This is a genomic window from Rathayibacter sp. AY1B6 (assembly GCF_002932755.1).
Lineage (GTDB): Bacteria > Actinomycetota > Actinomycetes > Actinomycetales > Microbacteriaceae > Rathayibacter.
Genome location: NZ_PSWL01000003.1, coordinates 15268 through 37448, shown reverse-complemented (window position 1 = coordinate 37448; position 22181 = coordinate 15268). Strand labels below are relative to the sequence as shown.

Here is a 22181-nt window from a genome sequence, read left to right as displayed (position 1 = left end):
ATGCGGAGCCACCGACATCGCCCGTGGCGTTCGCTGGGCGCTGATCCGCGGGCCCCTCCCCTTGCGGATCAGCGCCGCCGATCAGGACAGGTGTCCGGCCTTCTCCATCTGGCGGAGCTCGCGCTTGAGCTCCTGGACCTCGTCGCGCAGCCGGGCCGCGAGCTCGAACTTGAGCTCGCCCGCCGCCTGGAGCATCTGCCCGTTCAGGTCGGAGATGATCGCCTCGAGATCGTTGCCGCCGTTCGCGGCGAGACCCTGACGGCGCAGGTTCGGCGTCGGGCTCTTCTTCTTGGCGTCGCGGCCGGCGAGCAGCTTGGCGGTGTCGGCCCCCTCGCGGGCGAGGGCGTCGGTGATGTCGGCGATCTTCTTCCGCAGCGGCGTCGGGTCGATGCCGTGGTCGAGGTTGTAGGCGACCTGCTTCTCGCGTCGGCGGTCGGTCTCGTCGATCGCGAGCCGCATCGAGTCCGTCACCTTGTCGGCGTACATGTGGACCTCGCCCGAGACGTTGCGGGCGGCACGGCCGATCGTCTGGATGAGCGACGTGGACGAGCGGAGGAAGCCCTCCTTGTCGGCGTCGAGGATCGCCACGAGCGAGACCTCGGGCAGGTCGAGCCCCTCGCGCAGCAGGTTGATGCCGACCAGGACGTCGTACACGCCCGCCCGCAGCTCCGAGAGGAGCTCGACCCGGCGCAGGGTGTCGACGTCGGAGTGCAGGTAGCGGACGCGGACTCCGGCCTCCGTGAGGAAGTCGGTCAGTTCCTCGGCCATGCGCTTCGTCAGCGTCGTGACGAGCACGCGCTCGTCGCGCTCGGTGCGGCGCTTGATCTCCTCGAGCAGGTCGTCGATCTGGCCCTTCGTCGGCTTGACGACGATCTCGGGGTCGATCAGGCCGGTCGGGCGGATGATCTGCTCGACGATGCCGTCGGCGATGCCCATCTCGTAGCGGCCCGGGGTCGCCGAGAGGTAGACGGTCTGGCCGACGCGCGACTTGAACTCCTCCCACTTCAGGGGCCGGTTGTCCATCGCCGAGGGCAGCCGGAAGCCGTGCTCGACCAGCGTGCGCTTGCGGGAGGCGTCGCCCTCGTACATCGCGCCGATCTGCGGCACCGTCACGTGCGACTCGTCGATCACGACGAGGAAGTCGTCCGGGAAGTAGTCGAGCAGGCAGTGCGGAGCCTCGCCCGACTCGCGGCCGTCGATGTGGCGGGAGTAGTTCTCGATGCCGGAGCAGAAGCCGATCTGCTGCATCATCTCGAGATCGAAGGTCGTGCGCATCCGCAGGCGCTGGGCCTCGAGGAGCTTGTTCTGCTTCTCGAGGTCGGCCAGGCGCACCTCGAGCTCCTGCTGGATGGTGTCGATCGCGCGGTGCATGACGTCCTGGCTGGCGACGTAGTGCGAGCCGGGGAAGACCGACACGGAGTCGAGCTTCCGGACGATGTCGCCGGTGAGCGGGTGGAGCGTGTAGAGCGCCTCGATCTCGTCGCCGAACATCTCGATCCGGATCGCGAGCTCCTCGTACATCGGGATGATCTCGATCGTGTCGCCCCGCACCCGGAAGGTGCCGCGGGCGAAGTCGACGTCGTTGCGCGCGTACTGCATCGACACGAACTTGCGGATGAGCCGGTCGCGGTCGACGCGCTGGCCGACCTGGAGAGCCACCATCGCCTCGAGGTACTGCTCGGGCTGCCCGAGGCCGTAGATGCAGGAGACGGTCGACACCACGATCACGTCGCGGCGGCTCAGGAGCGAGTTCGTGGTGGAGTGGCGCAGCCGCTCGACCTCGGCGTTGACCGAGCTGTCCTTCTCGATGAAGGTGTCCGTCTGCGGGACGTAGGCCTCGGGCTGGTAGTAGTCGTAGTACGAGACGAAGTACTCGACGGCGTTGTTCGGGAACAGCTCGCGGAACTCGTTGGCGAGCTGCGCCGCGAGGGTCTTGTTGTGCGCGAGCACGAGCGTGGGGCGCTGCACGGCCTCGACGAGCCAGGCCGTGGTCGCGGACTTGCCGGTTCCGGTGGCGCCCAGGAGGACGACGTCGGTCTCGCCGGCGTTGATGCGGGCGCTCAGATCGGCGATCGCGCCGGGCTGGTCACCGCTCGGCTTGTACTCGCTGATGACCTCGAACGGGTGCACGGCACGGGTTGGCTCCATGGTTCGAAGCGTAGCCGCGACCACCGACACCGGACGGCGCGTGCGCTGGCGGCGAACGGGGGTGCGCTCCCCGGCCGGACTGCTCCACCCCGAGGGAGGTGCCCTCGGAGGACCGTCAGCGGGCGAGCCGCTCCCACAGCGCGTCGGTCCGGGCGAGCGTCTCCTCCAGCGTGCCGGAGGAGTCGATCACGACGTCGGCGAGAGCGAGACGCTCCTCGTCGCTCGCCTGCGACGAGACCCTCGCACGCGCCTCCTCCTCGGTCATCCCCCGGAGGGCGACGAGGCGCTGGATGCGGACGTGCTGCGGCGCGTGCACGACGACCACCTCGTCGAACTCCCCCGCGCCACGGCCCTCGGCCAGAAGGGGGACGTCGTAGACGACCACCGCGGCCGGGTCCGCCTCGGCGGCCTGCGCGAACAGCCGCTGCGAGCGGAGAGTCACCGCCGGATGGGTGATGGCGTTGAGATCCGCCCGCGCCGCGGCGTCCGAGAAGACGATCGCGCCGAGCGCCGGACGGTCGAGCGTGCCGTCCGCGCGGATCACGGACGGGCCGAAGCGCTCGGAGATCGCCGCCAGCGCCGGCTCCCCCGGCTCGACGACCTCCCGCGCGAGGACGTCGGCGTCGACCACCACCGCTCCGTGCTCGGCGAGACGGCGGGCGACGGTGGACTTGCCCGAGGCGATGCCTCCGGTGAGGGCGACGAGATGCACCCGGCCACCCTACCCAGCGCCGTCGCCCGGAACGCCGAACGGCCGGCCCCCGAGGGGACCGGCCGTTCGTTGCGATGTGCTCGCGATCAGTTGTTCGAGGACAGCTTCTCGCGGAGCGCGGCGAGCGACTCGTCGTCGGCGAGGGTGCCGCCGGTGGTCGACTCGCTGGTGAAGCCGGCACCGACCGAGACGCCCTCGGAGACGGTGGCCGCCTCCTCCTGCGACTTGGCGACCTGGGCCTTGTGGGCCTCCCAGCGCGCCTGAGCAGCGGCGTACTCCTGCTCCCAGGCCTCGCGCTGCGACTCGAAGCCCTCGCGCCACTCGTTGGTCTCGGGGTCGAAGCCCTCGGGGTACTTGTAGTTCCCCTGGTCGTCGTACTCCGTGGCCATGCCGTAGAGCGCCGGGTCGAACTCGGTGCCCTCGGGGTCGATGTTCTCGTTCGCCTGCTTGAGCGAGAGGGAGATGCGGCGACGGTCGAGGTCGATGTCGATGACCTTGACGAACACCTCTTCGCCGACCGACACGACCTGCTCGGCGAGCTCGACGTGCTTGCCCGACAGCTCGGAGATGTGGACGAGACCCTCGATGCCGTCCGCGACGCGGACGAAGGCACCGAACGGGACCAGCTTCGTGACCTTGCCCGGCGCGACCTGTCCGATCGCGTGGGTGCGGGCGAAGACCTGCCACGGGTCCTCCTGGGTCGCCTTGAGCGAGAGCGACACGCGCTCGCGGTCGAGGTCGACCTCGAGGATCTCGACGGTGACCTCCTGGCCCACCTCGACGACCTCGGAGGCGTGCTCGATGTGCTTCCAGGAGAGCTCGGAGACGTGGACGAGACCGTCGACGCCGCCGAGGTCGACGAACGCACCGAAGTTGACGATCGACGACACGACGCCCTTGCGGACCTGACCCTTGTGCAGGTTGTTCAGGAACGTGGTGCGGCTCTCGGACTGGGTCTGCTCGAGGAGCGCGCGACGAGACAGGACCACGTTGTTGCGGTTCTTGTCGAGCTCGAGGATCTTCGCCTCGATCTCCTGGCCGAGGTACGGCGTGAGGTCGCGGACGCGGCGCAGCTCGATGAGCGAGGCCGGGAGGAAGCCGCGGAGGCCGATGTCGACGATGAGACCGCCCTTGACGACCTCGATGACCGAGCCGGTGACGACGCCGTCCGACTCCTTGATCTTCTCGACGTCGCCCCACGCGCGCTCGTACTGCGCACGCTTCTTGGACAGGATCAGGCGACCCTCCTTGTCCTCCTTCTGGAGGACGAGGGCCTCGACGCTGTCGCCCACGTTGACGACCTCGGAGGGGTCGACGTCGTGCTTGATGGAGAGCTCGCGCGAGGGGATGACGCCCTCGGTCTTGTAGCCGACGTCGAGGAGGACCTCGTCGCGGTCGATCTTCACGACGGTGCCTTCGATGAGGTCTCCGTCGTTGAAGAACTTCAGAGTCTTTTCGACCGCGGCAAGAAAGTCTTCAGCAGACCCGATGTCGTTGATCGCGACCTGCTTGGTTGCCTTGTCGGTCGTTGCGGTTGTCATTAAGGGATGCTCCAGGATGGATGGGTCTCGGGCGGCGGCCGCCTGCGGGCCTCGCGGCTCGGCGGAGTGGTGACCACTGCGGTGGTGAGGGATGTGCCTCCGACCCGGGAGCCGCGCTCGGCCGGCCGGATGACCGGCCTTCCTCGCGCGCCGCGGGCACGGCGGCGCCACAGATGTGACACCCCAGCTTAGACGCCCCGGGAGGCGCACGGCAATCTCGCCGCACCCGTCCAGGCGCGTGTTCCGGGGTCAGCCGGCGAGGGAGGAGCGGAGGGTGTCGAGACCGACGCCGCCGAGGTCGAGCGCCCTCCGGTGGAAGCCCGCGAGCGAGAACGCGGCGCCCTCGCGCGCCTTCGCCTCGTCGCGCAGCTGCTCCCAGATCCGCTGCCCGATCTTGTAGGACGGAGCCTGTCCCGGCCAGCCGAGGTACCGGTTCACCTCGAAGCGCACGAACGCGTCGTCCATGTTGACGTTGGCGCGCAGGAAGTCGAGGGCCGAGTCGGCGGTCCAGACGGTGGCGGAGCCCGGCATCGGCTTCTGCAGGTGCACACCGATGTCCAGCACGACGCGCGCCGCGCGCATCCGCTGGCCGTCCAGCATGCCCAGGCGGTCGGCCGGGTCGTCGAGGTAGCCGAAGCGCTCCATCAGCCGCTCCGCGTAGAGCGCCCAGCCCTCGGCGTGGCCGGAGGTCCCGGCCAGCTGACGGCGCCAGGTGTTGAGGCGGGCGCGGTTGTGGACGGCCTGGCCGATCTGCAGGTGATGGCCCGGGACGCCCTCGTGGTAGACCGTGGTCAGCTCTCGCCAGGTGGCGAACTCGGTGACCCCGGCCGGGACCGACCACCACATCCGACCCGGCCGCGAGAAGTCGTCGCTCGGGCCGGTGTAGTAGATGCCGCCCTCCTGGGTCGGCGCGATCCTGCACTCGAGGCGGCGCACCTCCTCCGGGATGTCGAACGCGGTGCCGGCGAGCTCGCGGACCGAGCGGTCGCTGGTCTCCTGCATCCAGGCCTCCAGAGCGTCGACGCCGTGCAGAGTGCGGGCCGGGTCCGCCTCGAGGTGGGCGACGGCCTCGGCGACGGAGGCGCCGGGCAGGATCTCGCGCGCGATCGCCTCCTGCTCGGACGTCATCCGGGCCAGCTCCTCGATCCCCCACTCGTAGGTCTCGTCGAGGTCGACGACCGCGCCGAGGAACCGGCGGGAGTGCAGCGCGTACAGCTCCCGGCCGACGGCGTCCTGCTCGGTCGCGGCAGGGGCGAGCTCACCCTGGAGGAACTGCGCGAGCGACCCGTAGGCGGCCGAAGCGCGGCGGGCGCCGTCCTCCAGCCGCTGGGCGAGCGACGCGGGCAGGGATCCCGCGGTGGGAGCGGCCTCCGCGGCCAGCTCGGCGAAGAACCCGCGGGGAGCAGCGATCTTCCGCGCCTGCTCGGCGACGAGCTCGACCTGGCGGCGGGCGGGGACCACGCCGGTGCGGATCCCCTCGCGCAGGGTCTCCGCGTAGCCCTCGAGTGCGGCCGGCACGGCCAGCAGCCGCTCGGCGACCGCCTCCCAGTCGGCGACCTCGTCCGTCGGCATCAGGTCGAAGACGTCGCGCAGCTCCTGCGCCGGGGACGCGATCACGTTGAGGTCCCGCAGCGGCAGGCCGGCGTCGTGCCCCTCCAGGGAGAGCCGGAGCTCGGCGCCGAGGTCGGCGACCGTGACGCGGTCGACGTCGTCCTCGGGCTCGGCGGCCTCGAGCTCGGTGAGGGCCGAGGCGGTCGCCGCTCGGGCGCGCTCGAGACCGGCCGGCGAGTAGTCGCCCAGCCGGCCGTTCGCGCCGCTGCGTCCGATCGCGGTGCCGAGGGTGGGGTCGAGGTCGACGAGGGTGTCGACCCAGCGCTCGGCGACGGCGTCGACGGCGGTGGGCTCGCGGGGGAGGTCGGGGCTCATGCCTCCGAGCCTAGCCAGGCGCCGCGTCCGGCTCAGTGCGCGGCGACGTCCCAGTCGGACCCGTGGCCCACCTGCACCTCGAGCGGGACGCTCAGGTCGGCGGCCCCCGCCATCCGGCCGCGGACGATCGCCTCGAGCGGCTCCTCCTCGCCGGGGGCGACGTCGAAGATCAGCTCGTCGTGCACCTGGAGGAGCATCCGCGAGCCGAGCCCCTGCTCGTCGAGGTCGGCCTGCACGCCGATCATCGCGCGCTTCATGATGTCGGCGGCCGAGCCCTGGATCGGCGAGTTCAGCGCCGCCCTCTCGGCGTTGTCGCGGAGGACGCGGTTCGCGCTCTGCAGGTCGGGGAACGGACGTCGGCGACCGAAGATCGTCTCGGTGTAGCCGGTCTCGCGGGCCTGCTCGACGACGCTGCGGAGATAGTCGCGCACCGCGCCGAAGCGGACGAAGTAGTCGGTCATCAGCTGCTTGGCCTCGGCGCTCGAGATGCGCAGCTGCTTCGACAGGCCGAAGGCGCTCAGGCCGTAGGCGAGGCCGTACGACATCGCCTTGACCTTGTTGCGCATGGCCGACGTGACGTCGCCCGGATCGACGCCGAAGATCCGCGATCCGACGAAGCGGTGCAGGTCCTCGCCGGAGTGGAAGGCCTCGATCAGTCCGGCGTCCCCGGACAGGTGCGCCATGATCCGCATCTCGATCTGCGAGTAGTCGGCGGTGAGGAGGGTGCTCGCCTCCGCTCCGTGGACGAAGGCGGTGCGGATGCGGCGGCCCACCTCGCTGCGGACCGGGATGTTCTGCAGGTTCGGGTCGTTGGAGGAGATGCGGCCGGTGGCCGTGCCGGTCTGGTCGTAGCTGGTGTGGATCCGGCCGTCGGCGGTGACCGACTTCTCGAGCGTCTCGATGATCTGCTTGAGCTTGGTCGCGTCGCGGTGCTCGAGCAGCAGCCCGAGGAACGGGTGCGGGTGCGACTCCTGCAGGTCGGCCAGGGCGGAGGCGTCGGTGGTGTAGCCCGTCTTCGTCGCCCGGGTGCGCGGCATGTCGAGCTCCTCGAAGAGGACCTGCTGCAGCTGCTTCGGCGAGCCGAGGTTCATCTCGTGGCCGATCTCGGCGAACGCGCGGCTCGCGAGGTCGGCGGCCGAGACGGTCAGCTCGGCGCGGAGGCGCGCGAGCACGTCGGCGTCGATCGCGACGCCGGTGAGCTCCATGGTCGCGAGGACCTGGACGATCGGCAGCTCGATGTCGACGAGCACCGAGAGCATCCCCTCGCCCAGGCGCTCGCGCAGCGGAGCGACGAGCCGGTACGCGTACCAGGCCTCGGTCGCGGGCCCCATCGGCTCGACGGTGGGGACCAGCTGGTTCGGGTCGCCCTGCGCCATGGTCTCGTCGAGGTGCTGCGCGACCTGCGCCGCGAGCGTGGCCGGGTGCCCGGTGGGCTGCACCAGCCAGGAGGCGACGCGGGTGTCGAAGGCGAGCCCCCCGACGGGGAGTCCGGCCCGCCGCAGCGCCTTGATCTGGGGCTTCGCGTCGGCGAAGTACTTGGGAGCGGAACCGGCCAGCCACTGCTCGAGCGCGGTGTAGTCCGGCCGCTCGGCGGCCCACGGGACGAACGCCGTCTCCTTCTCGACCGCCAGGCCCACGCCCTCGAGCCCGCCGGCTCCGAGCTGCACCTGGACGGCGACGGGGGCGGTGCCCTTCGCCGAGACGCGGTCGAGCCAGTGCGCGAGCTCCTCGTCCACCAGGGTGCGGACGGCGGGGGCGGAGGTCGTGACCACGTCGCCCGCCAGGGCCGCGGCGGCGCCGTCGACGCCCTCCTCCGCGGCGATCGTGAGGACCCGCTCCTGCAGGGTCTTGAACTCGAGGCGGCTGAAGATCTCGCGGACCGCGTCCGGGTCGATCGGGCGGCGCGTCAGGTCGTGCGGCCCGAGCGGCAGCTCGACGTCGGTCACCAGGCGGTTGAGGCGGCGGTTGCGGAGGGCGTTCTCCTTCTGCTCGCGCAGCTTCTCGCCGACCACGCCCTTGATCTCGTCGGCGTGGGCGATGATGTCGGCGACGGTGCCGTACTGGTTGACCCACTTGGCGGCCGTCTTGGGGCCGACCTTGTCGACGCCGGGCAGGTTGTCGCTCGTCTCGCCGACGAGGGCGGCGATCTCGGGGTACTGGTGCGGCTCGACGCCGTACTTCTCGAACACCTTGTCGCGGTCGTAGCGCGTGAGCTGCGAGACACCCTGGGTGGAGGGGTAGAGCAGGGTGACGTCGGGGGTCACCAGCTGGATGGTGTCGCGGTCTCCCGAGACGACCAGCACGCGGAAGCCGGCCTCGGCCCCCTGCCGTGCGAGCGTCGCGAGGATGTCGTCGGCCTCGAAGTCCTCCTTCGAGACGGTGCGGATGTTCATGGCGTGCAGAGCCTCCTCGAGGAGGGGGACCTGGCCCTTGAACTCGGGCGGGGTCTCGCCGCGGGTGCCCTTGTACTCCGGGTACTCGCGGGTGCGGAACGAGTAGCGGGAGATGTCGAAAGCGACGCCGAGGTGGGTCGGCTTCTCGTTCTTCAGCAGCAGGATCAGCATCGACAGGAAGCCGTGGATGGCGTTCGTGTGCTGGCCCTCGCGGGTCTGGAAGCTGTCGACCGGAAGCGCGTAGAACGCCCGGAACGCCAGGGAATGGCCGTCGACGAGCAGGAGGGTAGGCTGTTCCGGATCTGACACAGGGCCAGACTACACAGCGCCTCCGACACCGGATCGGCCCGCTCGCGCCCGCCGGTCAGGACCGCTCCGAGGCTCCAGTTCGAGGAGCGACGTGACCGAGCCGACCCCCACCACGACCGCCTGGATCCGCCCGCCCGCGCTCGACCTCGTCGCCGGGATCGGCCGCGGCATGGGCGAGCTCGCCGAGCGGATGGGGATCCTCTGGCACGAGCTCACGCCGCAGCACTCGGTGGCCTCGATGCCCGTCGAGGGCAACCGGCAGCCGGTCGGCATCCTGCACGGCGGCGCGCACGTCGTGCTCGCCGAGTCGATGGGCTCGATCGCGGCGAACGTGCACGCCGGCGAGGGCAGGCTGGCGATGGGCATCGAGCTGAACGCGAGCCACAGCCGCTCGATCCGCTCCGGCTTCGTGATCGCCACCTGCGACGCGATCCACCTCGGCTCCACCCTCACCACGCACGAGATCGTCGTGCGTGATCAGGAGGGGCGCCGCCTCTCGACCGTGCGGATCACCAACATCATCCGCGACGCCCGCTGACCGAGCGGATCCGCTCTCGATCAGGCCTCGCTGCGGGAGGTGAGATCGAGGATCGTGCCGAGGACCGCCACGATCCCCGCCGCGATCGATGATGCGATCGGCGCTCCGACCTCAAGAGCGACCACCGCGCCGACGATGCCCACCGCGAGTTGCAGGTAGTACGCCCGTGCCGCAGACCTCGTGCTGATTCGTTCGAAGAACCATGACCACCGTCCTCCCGAAGACGGCGGGATCGCTCGTGGCACGAAAGCGAGGATGAGGAGGCCGCCGATCAGGATCACGGGAGGCGCCGTCGTCTCGATGGCGGATCGAGATGCCCCGACCGCGAGAAAGGTGACGAGCGAGACGGTGAAGAGAAGAAGGCCGAGCCTGGTCCGAGGTCGACCCCATCTGGGCTCACGAACTGCGTGTACTCGGACCATCTCCTACTCCCTGCACGGTTCCACGACGGGGAAGGATGCACCGGCCACAGAGTGCAGGTGCCGAATACCGACACATTTCCCTTCGTCGTGAGCGCGGTCGGCTGCAGCGATCGCGACCCCGGCAGCCGCTCCACATCGCTGAGCGACCGATTCGCTGACCGAAAGAGCATCCTCCGTGGGTGACCATTCGGACCGTAGCACCGCGGCGCGCGGCCCTGTCAAGCGACGGCGCGCGACTGTGCCAGGTGGCGCACGAAGGACGACACTGAGCGGATGAGCCTTCGCCAACTCCTCAAGAGCCTTCCGTCCATGCCCTCCGATCTGCCCTCCTTCGATACGGAGGCGGCTCCGGCCGATCCCCTCGAGCTGTTCGCGCAGTGGCTCGAGGAGGCGAAGGACGCCGGGCAGCTCCTCCCCCACGGCGCGACGCTCTCCACCGCCTCCGACGACGGCACCGTCTCGGCACGCGTGCTCGTGCTGCGCGAGATCGACGAGGCGGGCTGGGCGTTCTCCACCCACGCCACCAGCCCCAAGGGGCGCGCCATGGAGGAGAACCCGCACGCCGCGCTGACCTTCTTCTGGCCGGTGCAGGGCCGGCAGGTCCGGGTCGAGGGCCGCGTCGAGCGCGCGTCCGCGCAGGAGTCGGCCGACGACTTCCGCCGCCGCTCCGAGGCCGGGCGCACCGCCCTGCTCGTCGGACGCCAGAGCGAGCCGATGCGCAGCGCCCAGGACTTCGGGCTCGTCACGCTGCAGACCAGCGTCGCCGTCGGCTGCTCACCCGCGACGCTCGACCGCGAATGGGCCGTGTACCGCGTGGTCCCCGAGCGCATCGAGTTCTGGCAGGGCTCGACGGCGCCGGAGCAGGACCACACCCGCCTCGAGTACCGCCCGGGAACGACGGAGGCGGGCGGCTCCCCGTGGGAGCGCACCCGCCTCTGGCCGTGAGCCCCGGAGGGCGGTGAGCGCTAGGCCTTCTTCGGGCTCAGCTGCTCGATGATCGCCTGGGCGACGTCGTGCATGGTGAGGCGGCGGTCCATCGACGCCTTCTGGATCCAGCGGAACGCCTCGGGCTCGGTGAGGCCCATCTTCTCGTTGAGCAGGCCCTTGGCGCGATCGACGAGCTTGCGAGTCTCGAAGCGCTCGACCATGTCGGCGACCTCGGCCTCGAGGGTGAGGATCTGGGCGTACCGCGAGAGGGCGATCTCGATCGCGGGCAGCAGGTCGTTGGGCGTGAAGGGCTTCACGACGTAGGCGAGCGCTCCGGCCTCGCTGGCACGCTCGACGAGCTCCTTCTGGCTGAAGGCGGTGAGCAGGACGACGGGCGCGATGTGCGCCTTCGAGAGGCGCTCGGCCGCCGAGATGCCGTCGAGCTGGGGCATCTTGACGTCCATGATGACGAGATCGGGGCGCAGCTCGGTGGCGAGGGCCACAGCGGTCTCGCCGTCGCCGGCCTCGCCGACGACCTCGAAGCCGTTGTCGCGGAGGATCTCCACGATGTCGAGGCGGATGAGGGATTCGTCTTCGGCGACGACGACCCGACGGGGTGCGGTCGACGAGGGTTCCTGGTCAGTCACGCCGATGAGCCTACGGTATTCTCGACGGGCTGGTGATGAGCCGGTGTGGCGGAATGGCAGACGCGGGGCACTCAAAATGCTCTGTCCGAGAGGGCTTGTGGGTTCGAGTCCCACCACCGGTACCCGCCGGGTCGCGCGCTGCGCGCCTCCGCTCGCTAGCGTCGTCGGATGAGCACCGACCCCTGGCCCCTGTTCTCGCTGGAGCTGCGCACGCCGCGGCTCGAGCTGCATCCGGTCCGCGACGCCGACCTCGGCCCTCTCGCCGACGCCGCTCTCGCGGGCGTGCACGACAGCGGCCGCTCGCCGTTCCCCTCCCCCTGGGCCGAGGCGCCGCCGGAGCGCCTGCCCGGCGAGCTCGCGCGCTTCCACTGGTCGCAGCGCGCGCAGACGACGGGGGAGTCGTGGCGCGTCGCGTTCGCCGTGGTCGAGGACGGCCGGGTCGTCGGCTGCCAGGACGTGGTCGCCGAGTCCTTCGCCGCCACCCGCACCCTGACCTCGGGCTCGTGGCTCACCCGCTCGGCGCAGGGCCGCGGCCTCGGGCGCGAGATGCGCGCCGCCGTGCTCCTCCTCGCCTTCGACCACCTCGGAGCCGAGGTCGCCGAGAGCGCCGCCCTCGCCTGGAACGCTCGCTCGATCCGGGTGTCGGAGGCTCTCGGCTACCAGCCGAACGGGGCGCACCGGATCGTCGGCCCGGACGGCGCGTCGGTCGAGGAGCTGCGATTCCGCGTCACCCCGGAGACCCTGGTGCGGCCGGAGTGGACGCTCGGGGTCGCCGGGCTCGACGGTGCACGGGCGATCCTCGTCCAGGACTCGCTCGGTCCGTCCTCCCCGGCCTGATTCACCAGAACATCGTGCCCGGGGACCCCTTGAACGGACCGACCACGCGCGAGGTGATCCAGCCGCCGTAGAAGTCGCCCGGCTGCGGCTGGACCGTCTCGCCGTCGACCGTGCAGGAGTCCATCCGCCCGGGGTAGAGGGCGACCGTGTCGACGAGGGCCTCGAAGCCGCCCATCGGCTCCGGGTACGTCCAGCCCGCCGCCTCCGCGACCGCTACTCCTCCGCGCACGGTGAGGTAGGAGGCCGCGCCCTTGAACTCGCAGATGCTGCGGCCGGGCGCGGGCTCGAGCGCCCCTGGCGCGAACGAGGACACGGGGAGGTAGTAGACGGGAGGGTGGCTCGTCTCGAGGACGCGCAGCGCCTCGCGGGTCTCGGCGACGACGACTCCCCCGAGCGTCACGACGACGTGCTCGGAGGTGGTCTCGACCCTGGGGGGTCGCGGGTAGTCCCAGACGGATTCCTGGCCCTCGGCGGGCGGCACACGCTTCATCCCGCTCACGCTACGCGGCGGGGAGCGGCGCCCCGGCGCCTCCCAGAGGATGCCCGGCCGGGCGCCGCGGCCCGGCGGATCGCCGCCGCCGGGACGCACGGGGGCCCCGGTCGCGTAACGTCGTCCCTGCGGCGGAACCCCGAGCCCGCGCGCAGAAGGAATCCAGAGTGCCCACCGAATGCATCCACGGCCTCGACATCGCGCTCTGCGACGTCTGCACCCCGAAGAAGCTCCCCGAGCAGGTCGGCCGTGCCACCCGCACCCCCGCGCGCGTGCCCGGAACCTCCCGTGCAGCCACCGCCCGCGCGGCCGCGCGCGGCACGGCGCGCGAGAAGCCCCTGCCCAAGGTCGACATCGCCGCGCAGCGGATCTACCACGTCACCCACCTCGACAACCTCGAGGCGATCGTCGCCGCCGGCGCGATCCTGGCGGACCAGCAGCTCGAGGAGCGCCCCGCGATCGACGTCAGTGCCGAGACCACCCGCGAGCACCGCCGTGCCGTGCAGGTGAAGGACGGCATGAGCGTCGCCGGCTTCGTGCCCTTCTTCCTCTCCCCCGACGCCGCGCTCTGGGCCGACCTGCGCGGCGAGCGGGTCGCTCCGCACTGGTCGCCGAGCGCCCACACGACAACGGCCTCGCAGTACGTCGTCCTGGTGGGCTCGCTCGCCTCCGCCCCGGTGCTGAGCGACGGCGACGCCTCCCACGTCCTCACGCGCTTCACCGAGGGCGACGCGCTCGTGCGCACCTTCGCGCGCCTCCTCGTCGACGAGCCGGCTCTGCGCAGTGCCGAGGCGCTCGTGCCCGAGCGCTTCCCACTCGACGGCGTCGCGACTGTCGGCGTGGCGTCGGTCGCCGCCCGGAACCGCGTCAAGGCTCTCTTCGAGGGCATCGACGCCGCTCCCCGCGTCGCTGTCTACCCGCCGTGGTTCCACCCGGTGGCCGAGGAGGAGTGACCCGGCGCTAGTCGGCCTCGAGGAGGTCGAGGCGGTCGGCCAGGTACCGTCGCAGCGGCATCAGTCCCTGCTCGCCCAGACCGGGCGCCCAGCGCACGAGCACCTCGGAGCCGCGCAGGGCCAGCGGCTCCTGGCCAGACTCGAGCGCCGGGGCGTCCAGGATGAGGCGCCGCCAGCCGTAGTTGACGATCTCGCCCTCCTGGAACGGTCCGTCGAAGGCGGCGCGCCGGATCTCGCGGCGCGCCTCCTGCGACTCCGACTGGTTGTTGGCGTGCAGTGGAGCGACGGCGCGGGTCACCGAGCCCGTCGCGAACAGCTCGCCTCCGCGCCCGAGGAGCACGACGCCCAGGCGCCACGCGCGGGTGACGGAGGCCATCACGGGCTTGCGGCGGAAGCCGAGGATCGCGCGCGGAGTCCGCAGCTCGGCGACGGCCTGGTCGGCGATGCCGCGGGCGTCGAGCTCGGCGGAGACCTCGCGCAGGAGCGCGGCCAGATCGGCGGCGGCCTGCTCGGCCCCTGGTGCTGCGGGCATCGGTCCTCCTCGGCTCGTCCCGCCAGCCTACGGGCGCGGTGTGCACCGGCCTCCCCGCTCCGCACCGCTAGCATCGCCTGACGACACCGAGGAGGACGAGCGATGCGCGTCATCATGATGGGCCCGCCCGGCGTGGGCAAGGGCACCCAGGCGGCCGTGCTGTCGCGCGAGCTGGGGGTGCCGGCCATCTCCACCGGCGATCTGTTCCGCGCGCACGTCGCCGACGGCACCGACCTCGGACGGCGCCTGCAGGCGCTCGTGGAGGCCGGCGAGTACGTGCCGGACGAGCTGACGAACGCGCTGGTGGCGGAGCGCATCGCCGAGGAGGACGCCCGGGACGGGTTCATCCTCGACGGCTACCCGCGCACGCTCGCCCAGGTGGACGCGCTGGCGGAGCTCCTCGAGGAGCGGGGCACGCCGCTGACGTGCGTCGTGCTGCTGACGGCAGACTCGGACGTGGTCCTCGCGCGGCTGCACGTGCGGGCGCAGGAGCAGGACCGTGCCGACGACGACCCCGAGGTCGTCCGGAACCGGATCGAGGTCTACGAGCGCGAGACCGCTCCCCTGGCGGAGGTCTACGACGAGCGCGAGCTCCTGGTGCGGATCGACGGCTCCGCCTCGCAGGACGAGGTCGCCGCGAGGATCATCGCGGCGTGCCGACCCGAGTGAGCCGGCACGCCGCGACGGGAGGTCAGATCGCCGAGGCGAGGACCTCGTCGAGCTTGGCAGAGGCCTCCTCATCGGTGCCCTTCAGGGCGAGCGAGAGCTCCGACACGAGGATCTGACGCGCCTTGAGGAGCATCCGCTTCTCGCCGGCGGAGACGCCGCCCGCCTGCTCGCGGCGCCACAGGTCGCGGACGACCTCGCTGACGCGGTACACACTGCCGCTGGCCATCTTCTCCTGGTTGGCCTTGAAGCGGCGGGACCAGTTGCTGGCCTCCTCCGCGACGTCGCTGCGCAGGACGTCGTAGACCGCCTGGACTCCGGCGTCGTCGATGATCTCGCGGACGCCGACGAGCTCGGCGTTCTCGACGGGGAGGGTGATGGTGAGCTCGCTGGTGTGCACGTTCATGGTCATGAACGTCTTCTCGACGCCCTTGACCGAGCGCTTCTCGAGCCCGGTGATCGTCACCGCTCCGTGGTGCGGGTAGACCAGCGTCTCGCCGACCTCGAATGTCATCATGTCGTGCCTTTCGTCGTGGGGCGTGGTGGGAGTGAGGAGTCCAGGGGGCGCAGCGGCGCCGCGGCGAGCCAGGCCGGGAGCAGCGCGACGAGGTGCTCGACCAGCTCCTCGTCGGTGCCGTCGAGGGAGCCGGCGAGCCAGGCGCCGACCACGGAGAGGACACCGCCGGCCGCGAAGACCGCGGTGAGCTCGGGGTCGACCGATGCGGGGACGTCGACCCGGGCGAGCACCTCGCGGTGCAGGGCGAGCGCCGTGTCGAGCACGGCGTCGTCGGAGGCGACCCGGGCGGAGGCTCGCGCGCGGAGCCGGGCGTGGAAGGCGTGGCGGTCGACCAGCCGCTCGACGAGCCGCGAGTAGCCGCGCTGCAGGGCGTCGGCTCCGCAGCGGTCGGCGGGATCGCCCTCGGCGACGTCGGCGACCGCGAGGTCCTGGCGGAGCAGCGCGGAGGCGACTCCCGCCGCGTCGTCGAAGTGGGCGTAGAACGAGCTGCGGCTGATCCCGGCCTCGCGCACGATGTCGCTCACCGCGATGCCCTCGGCCCTCTCGCCGTCGCTCTGCATGACGAGGCGCTCGACCGCGTCGAACACGCGGCGGCGGGTGCGCCGGGCCCGCGGGTCGGCGGAACCGGGCACCACCGGGGACTCCGCCGCGGGCACGGAGGCGAGGCGGGCGGAAGTCATCGACGTCAGTCTACCACTTCCCGGACAGGTGTACGGAAAGAGCGTCAGGCGCCGGTGCGCACCGGATCGAGGCCGGCGATGCGGTCGATCGCGGCCTGCTCGCTCGGCGAGACCCGGCCGAGATACCGGCCCAGGAACACGAACAGCAGGCGGTTCGCCGTGATCGCCGGCCACCACGGGCGCCGGAGGCCCAGGAGCCTCCGCACCTCGGGGCTGAGCGAGGCGACCGCGCCGGCGAACAGTAGCGGGTAGACCACGCCCGCCTCCCCCGGCAGCCGGATGTCACGGAGGAAGCCGACCGCCTCGTGCACGCGCGCGTCGGGCTTGAGCTCGCCCGCGAATCCGGCGAGCTGCGCGCGGAGCTCCGCGACGCTCTCGGGCGGATCCTCCACTCCGAGCAGTCGGCCGGAGGCGGCCCACTCGCGCACGTAGGCGTCGGGGCCGCCGGGGATCCGTCCACCCCAGATCTCGTGAGCGCCGAGGAACGCGTCGGTGAAGGCGTCGTGCACCCAGAGCAGCAGGCGGGGATCCTGGGCGGAGTAGGAGCGCTCGCGCCCGCCGGCGTCCTCGTAGGAGCCGACGATCCGCTCGTGCACGCCGGTCACCCAGCGCGCCGCTCCGCTCGCCGCGGCGGTGTCCCCGAAGCTGGTGGTCAGGACCCAGCGGACCGTGTTGTCGAGCCGGCCCATCGGGTCCTCGCGGTAGCGGGAGTGATCGTGGACACCGGCCATCGCTCCGGAGTGAAGGGTCTGCATGAGCAGAGCCCGCACTCCGGCGATCATCGTCGGCAGCCCTCCGTTCACCGCCCAGACCGCGCTGCCCGGCCCGAAGAGCCCGGCGTCGTCGCCCTTCTCGAGGGCCACGATCCAGTCGGCGCGGGGGCGGGGGCGGCGGCGTCTCATCCGCTCAGTGTGCGCTCGGACCCTGGGTCGCGGCTGGCCGTTCCGTCACCCTTCGTGGGGCCGTGGTCACTCGGCCAACAGCTCGCGGACGTCATCGGCCGTCAGCGCCCGCGCGAAGAGCTCGCCCTCGTCGAGCACCGCTGCGCTGAGGCGGCCCTTGCGCTCCTGGAGGCGCACGATCTTCTCCTCGATCGTGTCCGCCGCCACCAGCCGGTACACGTTCACCCGCCGCTCCTGGCCGATGCGATGCGCGCGGTCGACGGCCTGCGCCTCGGCCGCCGGGTTCCACCACGGGTCGAGGATGAAGACGTGATCGGCCTCGGTGAGCGTGAGCCCGGTGCCGCCCGCCTTCAGGCTGATCAGGAAGACGGGCGCGGCTCCCGAGCGGAACTCCTCGATCACTCCCGCGCGGTCCCGGGTGGAGCCGTCGAGCTGCACGAAGGGGATGCCGCGCCGGCGCAGCCGCTCCCCCGCCCGCTCCAGGTACGACGTGAAAGTGCTGAAGACGAGGGCTCGGCGGCCCTCCGCGATCACGTCGTCGAGCTGCTGGACGAGCACGTCGAGCTTCGCGGACGGAACGTGCCGGTAGGCCGGGTCGACCAGGGACGCGTCGAGCGCGAGCAGGCGCAGCAGGGTGAGCGAGCGGAACACCGTGAAGCGCTGCCGGTCGAGGTCGTCGACCAGGCCCAGGAGCTTCCGGCGCTCGCGCTGGAGGTAGCCGTCGTAGAGCACTCGGTGGGCGGGAGTCAGCGCGACCTCGATCGTCTGCTCCTGCTTCTCGGGGAGCTCCGGCGCCACCGCCTCCTTGGTGCGGCGGAGCAGGAACGGACGCAGTCGCCGACGCAGTCTCTCGAGGCGGCGGCGCGCGCCCTCGGTGTGGCTGACGGTCCGCCCCTCGGACAGATCGGGCGAGGCGATGCCGACGGGCGCCTCCGCGTGCAGGATCGGCCGGGTGTACTCCTCGCGGAAGCGGCGCAGCGGCGGCAGGAGCCCGGGCGCCACGAGGGCGAGGACCGCCCAGAGCTCATCGAGCGAGTTCTCCAGCGGAGTGCCCGTGAGAGCGAGCGTGACGGGCGCGCCGACCCCGCGGGCGGCCAGGTGCGTCTGCGAGGCCGGGTTCTTGACGAACTGGGCCTCGTCGAGGATCAGCGCCGACCACGTCCTCGCCGCCCAGCGCTCGCCACCGAGGCGCAGGACCGCGTAGCTGGTGAGGACCACGTCCGCGTCGGCCGGGATCGCGTCGAGCGCGCCCTCCCGCGAGCTCGCGACGACGTGGACGCGCAGGGCGGGCGCGAAGCGCTCGGCCTCCGAGCGCCAGCCCGGCACGACCGACGTGGGGGCGACCACGAGGAACGGCGCGCGGCGGATCCCGGCGCGGCCCGCCTCCTCGACCGCGTCGAGCATCATGGCCAGCGCCTGCAGGGTCTTGCCGAGGCCCATGTCGTCGGCCAGGATCCCGCCCAGTCCGTGGCGGAGGCGGTGCACGAGCCAGGCGTAGCCCGCCCGCTGGTACGGGCGCAGCCGGGCGGTCAGTCCCTCCGGCGGCTCCACGTCCTCCGGCGACCCGGCGGCCAGCGCGGAGTCGAGCACGGCGCGCCACGCGTCGGAGGGGACGCTCTCGTCAGCGAGCTCCTCCAGCTCGTTCCAGAGCCCGGTCTGGTGCCGGCCGAGCCGCGGTCCCGTCTCCCACTCCTCGAGCTCGTCCGCCCGGGTCAGCAGCTCCCGGAGCCGGTCGAGGCCGGGGTGCGCGAGCGAGAGGTAGGAGTGGTCGACCAGGCGGATGCGGTCGCCGCCCGCCGCCAGAGCGCGGAAGAGGGGCAGGAACGGCACGGTCGCGTCGCCGATCGTCACGACGACGCCGAGGTCGAACCAGTCGGCGCTCTCGGTGTCGACGGCGGTGACGGTGAGCGTGAGCGGCCCGGTCAGCAGGCGGTAGTCCGGGGCCGCGCCCTCGCGCTCGACCCGGACGCCGCCGATCCCCTCCAGCTGCGGGAGCTGCTCCACCACGAACACCGCCGCCTCGGCCCCGCGCAGGACCGCGCTCGTCCCCGGCTCCGGCACGACGGCGGATCCGGCCTCGCCGAGCACCGAGCGCACCCGGCGGAGCACCGCGCGCTCGAGAGCCGCGTCGGCCGTGCCGTCGAGCTCGCCCGCGCGATCGGGCGAGCGGCGCCAGTGCCAGCCGACCCTGACGGCGCGCCGCGGCTCGAACGAGACCGTGCAGACCAGGCGCGGCGGCTCCGGGTCGTCCAGGACGAGGTCGACGCCCTCCTCGCGGACCGCGACCCGGCCCCGGAGGGCGGGGAGGTGCTCGCCGACGAACTCGGGCACGTCCTCCGCCGGGACCACCGTCTCCTCGGGGTGGTCGAGGAGCCGCAGCTCCTCGTCGTCGAAGGGAAGGGACGCGGGCGCGAGCAGGAGCGAGGAAGGATCGCCGCCCTCGACCGCGTACACGCCGTGCCGGGCGACCGGACGCGCCGACTCCGGTGCGTGCTCCGCACCGTCGATCCGCAGCACCGGCCGCAACCGGAGCGATCCCTCCTCCGCCGAGACCGTCACCGCCACGTGCGCGGGACCGGCGAGGCGGACCGATCCCTTCTCCGGGGCGAGCAGCGGGATCCCGGCGGCCTGCGCCTGCTCGAGAAGCCGCCAGAGCAGCGGGCTCTCGTAGTCGTCGAGGTGGATCCAGTCGGGGTCCTGCCCCAGGTGGACGGTGCGCGTGGCGCGGTGCAGGGCCGCGAACTCGGCGAACCAGCGCTGGTGAGCGGGGTCGAGCGAGAGCCGGTGGGTCTGGAAGTTCAGCGACTTCCACGTGAGGGTGGTGCGGTTCCAGGCGCCCCCGCGCCCGCGGACGACGGGGCGGGTGGCCAGACGGTGGTCGCGGCGCTCGCCGGGGTCGTAGGTCTTCGCCGTGACGCGCTCGCTCGCGGGCGCCCGCCACGGATCGTCGGCCCGGCGCACCAGTCGGCGCAGCTCGAACTGCAGCCCGATCGGCGTGAGGACGGGCGGCGACTCGGCCTCGGCGGATCCGCTGAGCTCGCCGACGCGGGCGCGCCAGGAGGAGGGGATCGACTCGGGAGGCACCGCCCCATGCTGCCACGCGCCGCCGACATGCCCGCCCGCACCGCGCGACGGGCAGAATCGGAGAATGACCAGCAGCGACTCCCCCGCGCCCACCGCCCTCACCCTCGGCAGCGAGAGCCTGCGCCTCGCCCTGACGACCGCCGGCGCCGAGATGACGTCCCTCCGCGACGAGGAGGGCCGCGAGTACCTGTGGCAGGCCGGCCCGGAGTGGCGCCGGCACGCGCCCGTGCTGTTCCCGATCATCGGCCGCCTCCCCGGCGACACGCTGCACCACGACGGCGCGGACCACCGGATGGGTCAGCACGGCTTCGCGCGGGACCGCGTCTTCGAGCTCGCGGGCGTCTCGGCGGACGAGGCGGTGTTCCGGCTCCGGAGCGACGACGCCACGCGCGCGGTGTTCCCCTTCGACTGGACGCTCCTCATCGCCTACGCCGTGACCGGCGCCTCGCTCCGGATCACCCAGACCGTCGAGAACAGGGGTCCCTCTCCCCTGGGCTTCTCGCTCGGCAACCACCCGGCCTTCGCGCTGCCGCTGCCCGAGGGCCGCGGCGAGCACCGCATCCGCTTCGCGCAGCCCGAGCCGGAGGGGTTCCGCCGCGCTCCGGAGAACCTGCTGCTGGAGGCCCGCCACCCGGCGCCGCTCGAGGACGGGGTCCTGACGGTCGACGACGGCCACTTCGAGGAGGGCGTGATGATCTTCGACGAGCCTCGCCGCCGGACCCTCAGGCTCGAGGCCGACGGCGCCGCCCGTGCGATCGTCGTCGACACCGGGGACTTCGACGTGGTCGGCGTATGGAAGCCCGTCGGGGCACCGTTCGTCTGCCTCGAGCCGTGGCGGAGCGTCCCGACACCCGAGGGCTGGGACGGCGACATCGTCGACAAGCCGCGCCAGATCGTCCTCGAGCCGGGCGGACGGCGGTCGCTGTCCTACAGCATCGCGCTGAGCTGAACGTCCTCGCGCTGGATCTGCGCGTCGAGCAGCTCGAAGCGGCGGATGATGAGCCCCTCGCGGGTGGCCCAGGGGCAGATCACCAGCGTCTCGACGCCGAGGGCGTCCATGGCCGCCTCCGCGACGAGAGCGCCCGCGAGCAGCTGCGGAGCCCGCAGAGCGGAGACGCCGGGGAGGGCTGAGCGGTCGGCCGTGCTGATCGCGGCGAGGCGGGAGGACCACAGCCGGAGGTCGACCAGGTGAAGCTCGCGGCGCACCAGCGGACCGGCCGCGCTCGGAGCGGCGCCGGTGATCCGCGCCAAGGAGCGGAAGGTCTTCGACGTGCCTGCGACCAGGTCGGGGCGCCCCAGGGCGAGGAAGCCGCGGACGGGCTCCGCGAGCACCTCGCGGGCGTGACGCCGGGCGGCCTTCACGCTCGTGGCCGAAGCGGGATCGCCGAGCAGCAGGTCGCGCGTCACCCTGCCCGCTCCGAGCGGGACCGACACGGCGAGCTCGGGCACCTCGTCCACACCCATCGAGAGCTCGAACGAGCCGCCGCCGATGTCGAGGTCCAGGATCGAGCCCGCGCCCCAGCCGAACCAGCGGCGCACGGCGAGGAAGGTGGCCGAGGCCTCCGCCTCGCCTCCGAGCTCCTGGAGGTGCACACCCGTCTCGGCGCGGACCCGGTCGAGGACCGCCGCACCGTTGCCGGCCTCGCGGATCGCGGAGGTCGCGAACGCCAGCAGGTCCTCCGCGCGATGCTCGCGGGCGACCTCGGCGGCCTCGGTCACGAACGCGATCAGTTCGCGCTGGCCACGCTCGGTGATCTCCCCCGCCGCGTCCAGGTGCGCCACGAGAGCGAGGCTCCGCTTGTGCGAGCGGTAGGGCACCGGGCGGGCGCCGGGGTGCGCGTCGACGAGGAGCAGGTGGACCGTGTTGGAGCCGATGTCGAGTACGCCGAGTCGCATGGGTCCACGGTATAGGCCCGCGGAGGCACGTCCCGCCACGCGGACCGCCGGGAAACGCCGG

General features: G+C 72.2%; 20 protein-coding genes and 1 tRNA gene. 7 read left to right on the top strand and 14 right to left on the bottom strand.

Going from position 1 to position 22181, the window contains the following annotated elements:
- Nucleotides 1-81: 81 nt before the first annotated feature.
- The 5 genes from uvrB to polA form a co-directional block, all read right to left on the bottom strand.
- Nucleotides 82-2148 carry an excinuclease ABC subunit UvrB gene (gene uvrB / locus C5D08_RS02040; protein ID WP_104221901.1) on the bottom strand — a complete coding sequence of 689 codons (2067 nt, stop codon included), beginning with the start codon at nt 2146-2148 and terminating at the stop codon, nt 82-84.
- A gap of 115 nt (nt 2149-2263) precedes the next feature.
- On the bottom strand, nt 2264-2860 hold the full coding sequence (coaE, locus tag C5D08_RS02035) for a dephospho-CoA kinase (protein ID WP_104275587.1): 597 nt from the start codon (nt 2858-2860) through the stop codon (nt 2264-2266).
- A gap of 86 nt (nt 2861-2946) precedes the next feature.
- On the bottom strand, nt 2947-4401 hold the full coding sequence (gene rpsA, locus C5D08_RS02030; protein ID WP_104275586.1) for a 30S ribosomal protein S1: 1455 nt from the start codon (nt 4399-4401) through the stop codon (nt 2947-2949).
- 249 nt (nt 4402-4650) lie between these two features.
- Nucleotides 4651-6327: a DUF885 domain-containing protein gene (locus C5D08_RS02025; RefSeq protein ID WP_104275585.1), complete on the bottom strand. Its 1677-nt coding sequence runs from the start codon at nt 6325-6327 to the stop codon at nt 4651-4653.
- A gap of 32 nt (nt 6328-6359) precedes the next feature.
- On the bottom strand, nt 6360-9029 hold the full coding sequence (gene polA, locus C5D08_RS02020) for a DNA polymerase I (RefSeq protein ID WP_104275584.1): 2670 nt from the start codon (nt 9027-9029) through the stop codon (nt 6360-6362).
- A gap of 91 nt (nt 9030-9120) precedes the next feature.
- Between polA and C5D08_RS02015 the strand changes: the two genes are divergently transcribed.
- Entirely contained in the window at nt 9121-9567 is a 447-nt protein-coding gene (locus C5D08_RS02015) for a PaaI family thioesterase (RefSeq protein ID WP_374953933.1), read from the top strand.
- Nucleotides 9568-9587: 20 nt separating this feature from the next.
- Here C5D08_RS02015 and C5D08_RS16605 read toward each other — a convergent pair whose 3' ends face one another.
- Entirely contained in the window at nt 9588-9848 is a 261-nt protein-coding gene (locus C5D08_RS16605) for a hypothetical protein (RefSeq protein ID WP_146086050.1), read from the bottom strand.
- Between the two features lie 414 nt (nt 9849-10262).
- Here C5D08_RS16605 and C5D08_RS02010 point away from each other — a divergent pair, with 414 nt between their 5' ends.
- Complete coding sequence (locus C5D08_RS02010) at nt 10263-10934, top strand: pyridoxal 5'-phosphate synthase (RefSeq protein ID WP_104275583.1); 672 nt, start codon at nt 10263-10265, stop codon at nt 10932-10934.
- Nucleotides 10935-10954: 20 nt separating this feature from the next.
- Here the strand turns inward: C5D08_RS02010 and C5D08_RS02005 are convergent, their stop codons facing one another.
- Nucleotides 10955-11563 carry an ANTAR domain-containing response regulator gene (locus tag C5D08_RS02005; protein ID WP_104275582.1) on the bottom strand — a complete coding sequence of 203 codons (609 nt, stop codon included), beginning with the start codon at nt 11561-11563 and terminating at the stop codon, nt 10955-10957.
- A 39-nt stretch (nt 11564-11602) separates the two neighbouring features.
- On the opposite strand from C5D08_RS02005, the gene C5D08_RS02000 reads away from it, so the two are divergent.
- A tRNA-Leu gene (locus C5D08_RS02000) sits at nt 11603-11685 on the top strand.
- Between the two features lie 46 nt (nt 11686-11731).
- Entirely contained in the window at nt 11732-12400 is a 669-nt protein-coding gene (locus C5D08_RS01995) for a GNAT family N-acetyltransferase (protein WP_104275581.1), read from the top strand.
- A 1-nt stretch (nt 12401) separates the two neighbouring features.
- On the opposite strand, the gene C5D08_RS01990 is transcribed toward C5D08_RS01995, so the two are convergent.
- Nucleotides 12402-12890, bottom strand: coding sequence for a DUF427 domain-containing protein (locus C5D08_RS01990; protein ID WP_104275580.1), 489 nt, complete (start codon nt 12888-12890; stop codon nt 12402-12404).
- Between the two features lie 167 nt (nt 12891-13057).
- On the opposite strand from C5D08_RS01990, the gene C5D08_RS01985 reads away from it, so the two are divergent.
- Nucleotides 13058-13843: a DarT ssDNA thymidine ADP-ribosyltransferase family protein gene (locus tag C5D08_RS01985; protein WP_181109973.1), complete on the top strand. Its 786-nt coding sequence runs from the start codon at nt 13058-13060 to the stop codon at nt 13841-13843.
- A gap of 7 nt (nt 13844-13850) precedes the next feature.
- Here the strand turns inward: C5D08_RS01985 and C5D08_RS16870 are convergent, their stop codons facing one another.
- Nucleotides 13851-14375, bottom strand: coding sequence for a hypothetical protein (locus C5D08_RS16870; protein ID WP_181109975.1), 525 nt, complete (start codon nt 14373-14375; stop codon nt 13851-13853).
- 102 nt (nt 14376-14477) lie between these two features.
- Between C5D08_RS16870 and C5D08_RS01975 the strand changes: the two genes are divergently transcribed.
- Entirely contained in the window at nt 14478-15044 is a 567-nt protein-coding gene (locus C5D08_RS01975; protein ID WP_104275577.1) for an adenylate kinase, read from the top strand.
- A gap of 22 nt (nt 15045-15066) precedes the next feature.
- Here the strand turns inward: C5D08_RS01975 and C5D08_RS01970 are convergent, their stop codons facing one another.
- The 4 genes from C5D08_RS01970 to C5D08_RS01955 all read right to left on the bottom strand — a co-directional run bounded on the left by C5D08_RS01970 (nt 15067) and on the right by C5D08_RS01955 (nt 20224).
- Nucleotides 15067-15555 carry a CarD family transcriptional regulator gene (locus C5D08_RS01970; RefSeq protein WP_068257183.1) on the bottom strand — a complete coding sequence of 163 codons (489 nt, stop codon included), beginning with the start codon at nt 15553-15555 and terminating at the stop codon, nt 15067-15069.
- Entirely contained in the window at nt 15555-16238 is a 684-nt protein-coding gene (locus tag C5D08_RS01965; RefSeq protein ID WP_104275576.1) for a TetR/AcrR family transcriptional regulator, read from the bottom strand. Before C5D08_RS01965 ends, C5D08_RS01970 begins: the two co-directional genes overlap by 1 nt.
- 44 nt (nt 16239-16282) lie before the next feature.
- On the bottom strand, nt 16283-17140 hold the full coding sequence (locus tag C5D08_RS01960; protein WP_104275575.1) for an oxygenase MpaB family protein: 858 nt from the start codon (nt 17138-17140) through the stop codon (nt 16283-16285).
- A gap of 66 nt (nt 17141-17206) precedes the next feature.
- The gene (locus C5D08_RS01955) at nt 17207-20224 is read right to left on the bottom strand and encodes a DEAD/DEAH box helicase (protein ID WP_258067218.1); all 3018 of its coding nucleotides are present in this window, start codon (nt 20222-20224) and stop codon (nt 17207-17209) included.
- A gap of 64 nt (nt 20225-20288) precedes the next feature.
- Here C5D08_RS01955 and C5D08_RS01950 point away from each other — a divergent pair, with 64 nt between their 5' ends.
- Nucleotides 20289-21173: an aldose 1-epimerase family protein gene (locus tag C5D08_RS01950; RefSeq protein WP_104275574.1), complete on the top strand. Its 885-nt coding sequence runs from the start codon at nt 20289-20291 to the stop codon at nt 21171-21173.
- Here C5D08_RS01950 and C5D08_RS01945 read toward each other — a convergent pair.
- Nucleotides 21152-22120 carry an exopolyphosphatase gene (locus C5D08_RS01945; RefSeq protein WP_104275573.1) on the bottom strand — a complete coding sequence of 323 codons (969 nt, stop codon included), beginning with the start codon at nt 22118-22120 and terminating at the stop codon, nt 21152-21154. The genes C5D08_RS01950 and C5D08_RS01945 overlap by 22 nt on opposite strands.
- Nucleotides 22121-22181: the final 61 nt, after the last annotated feature.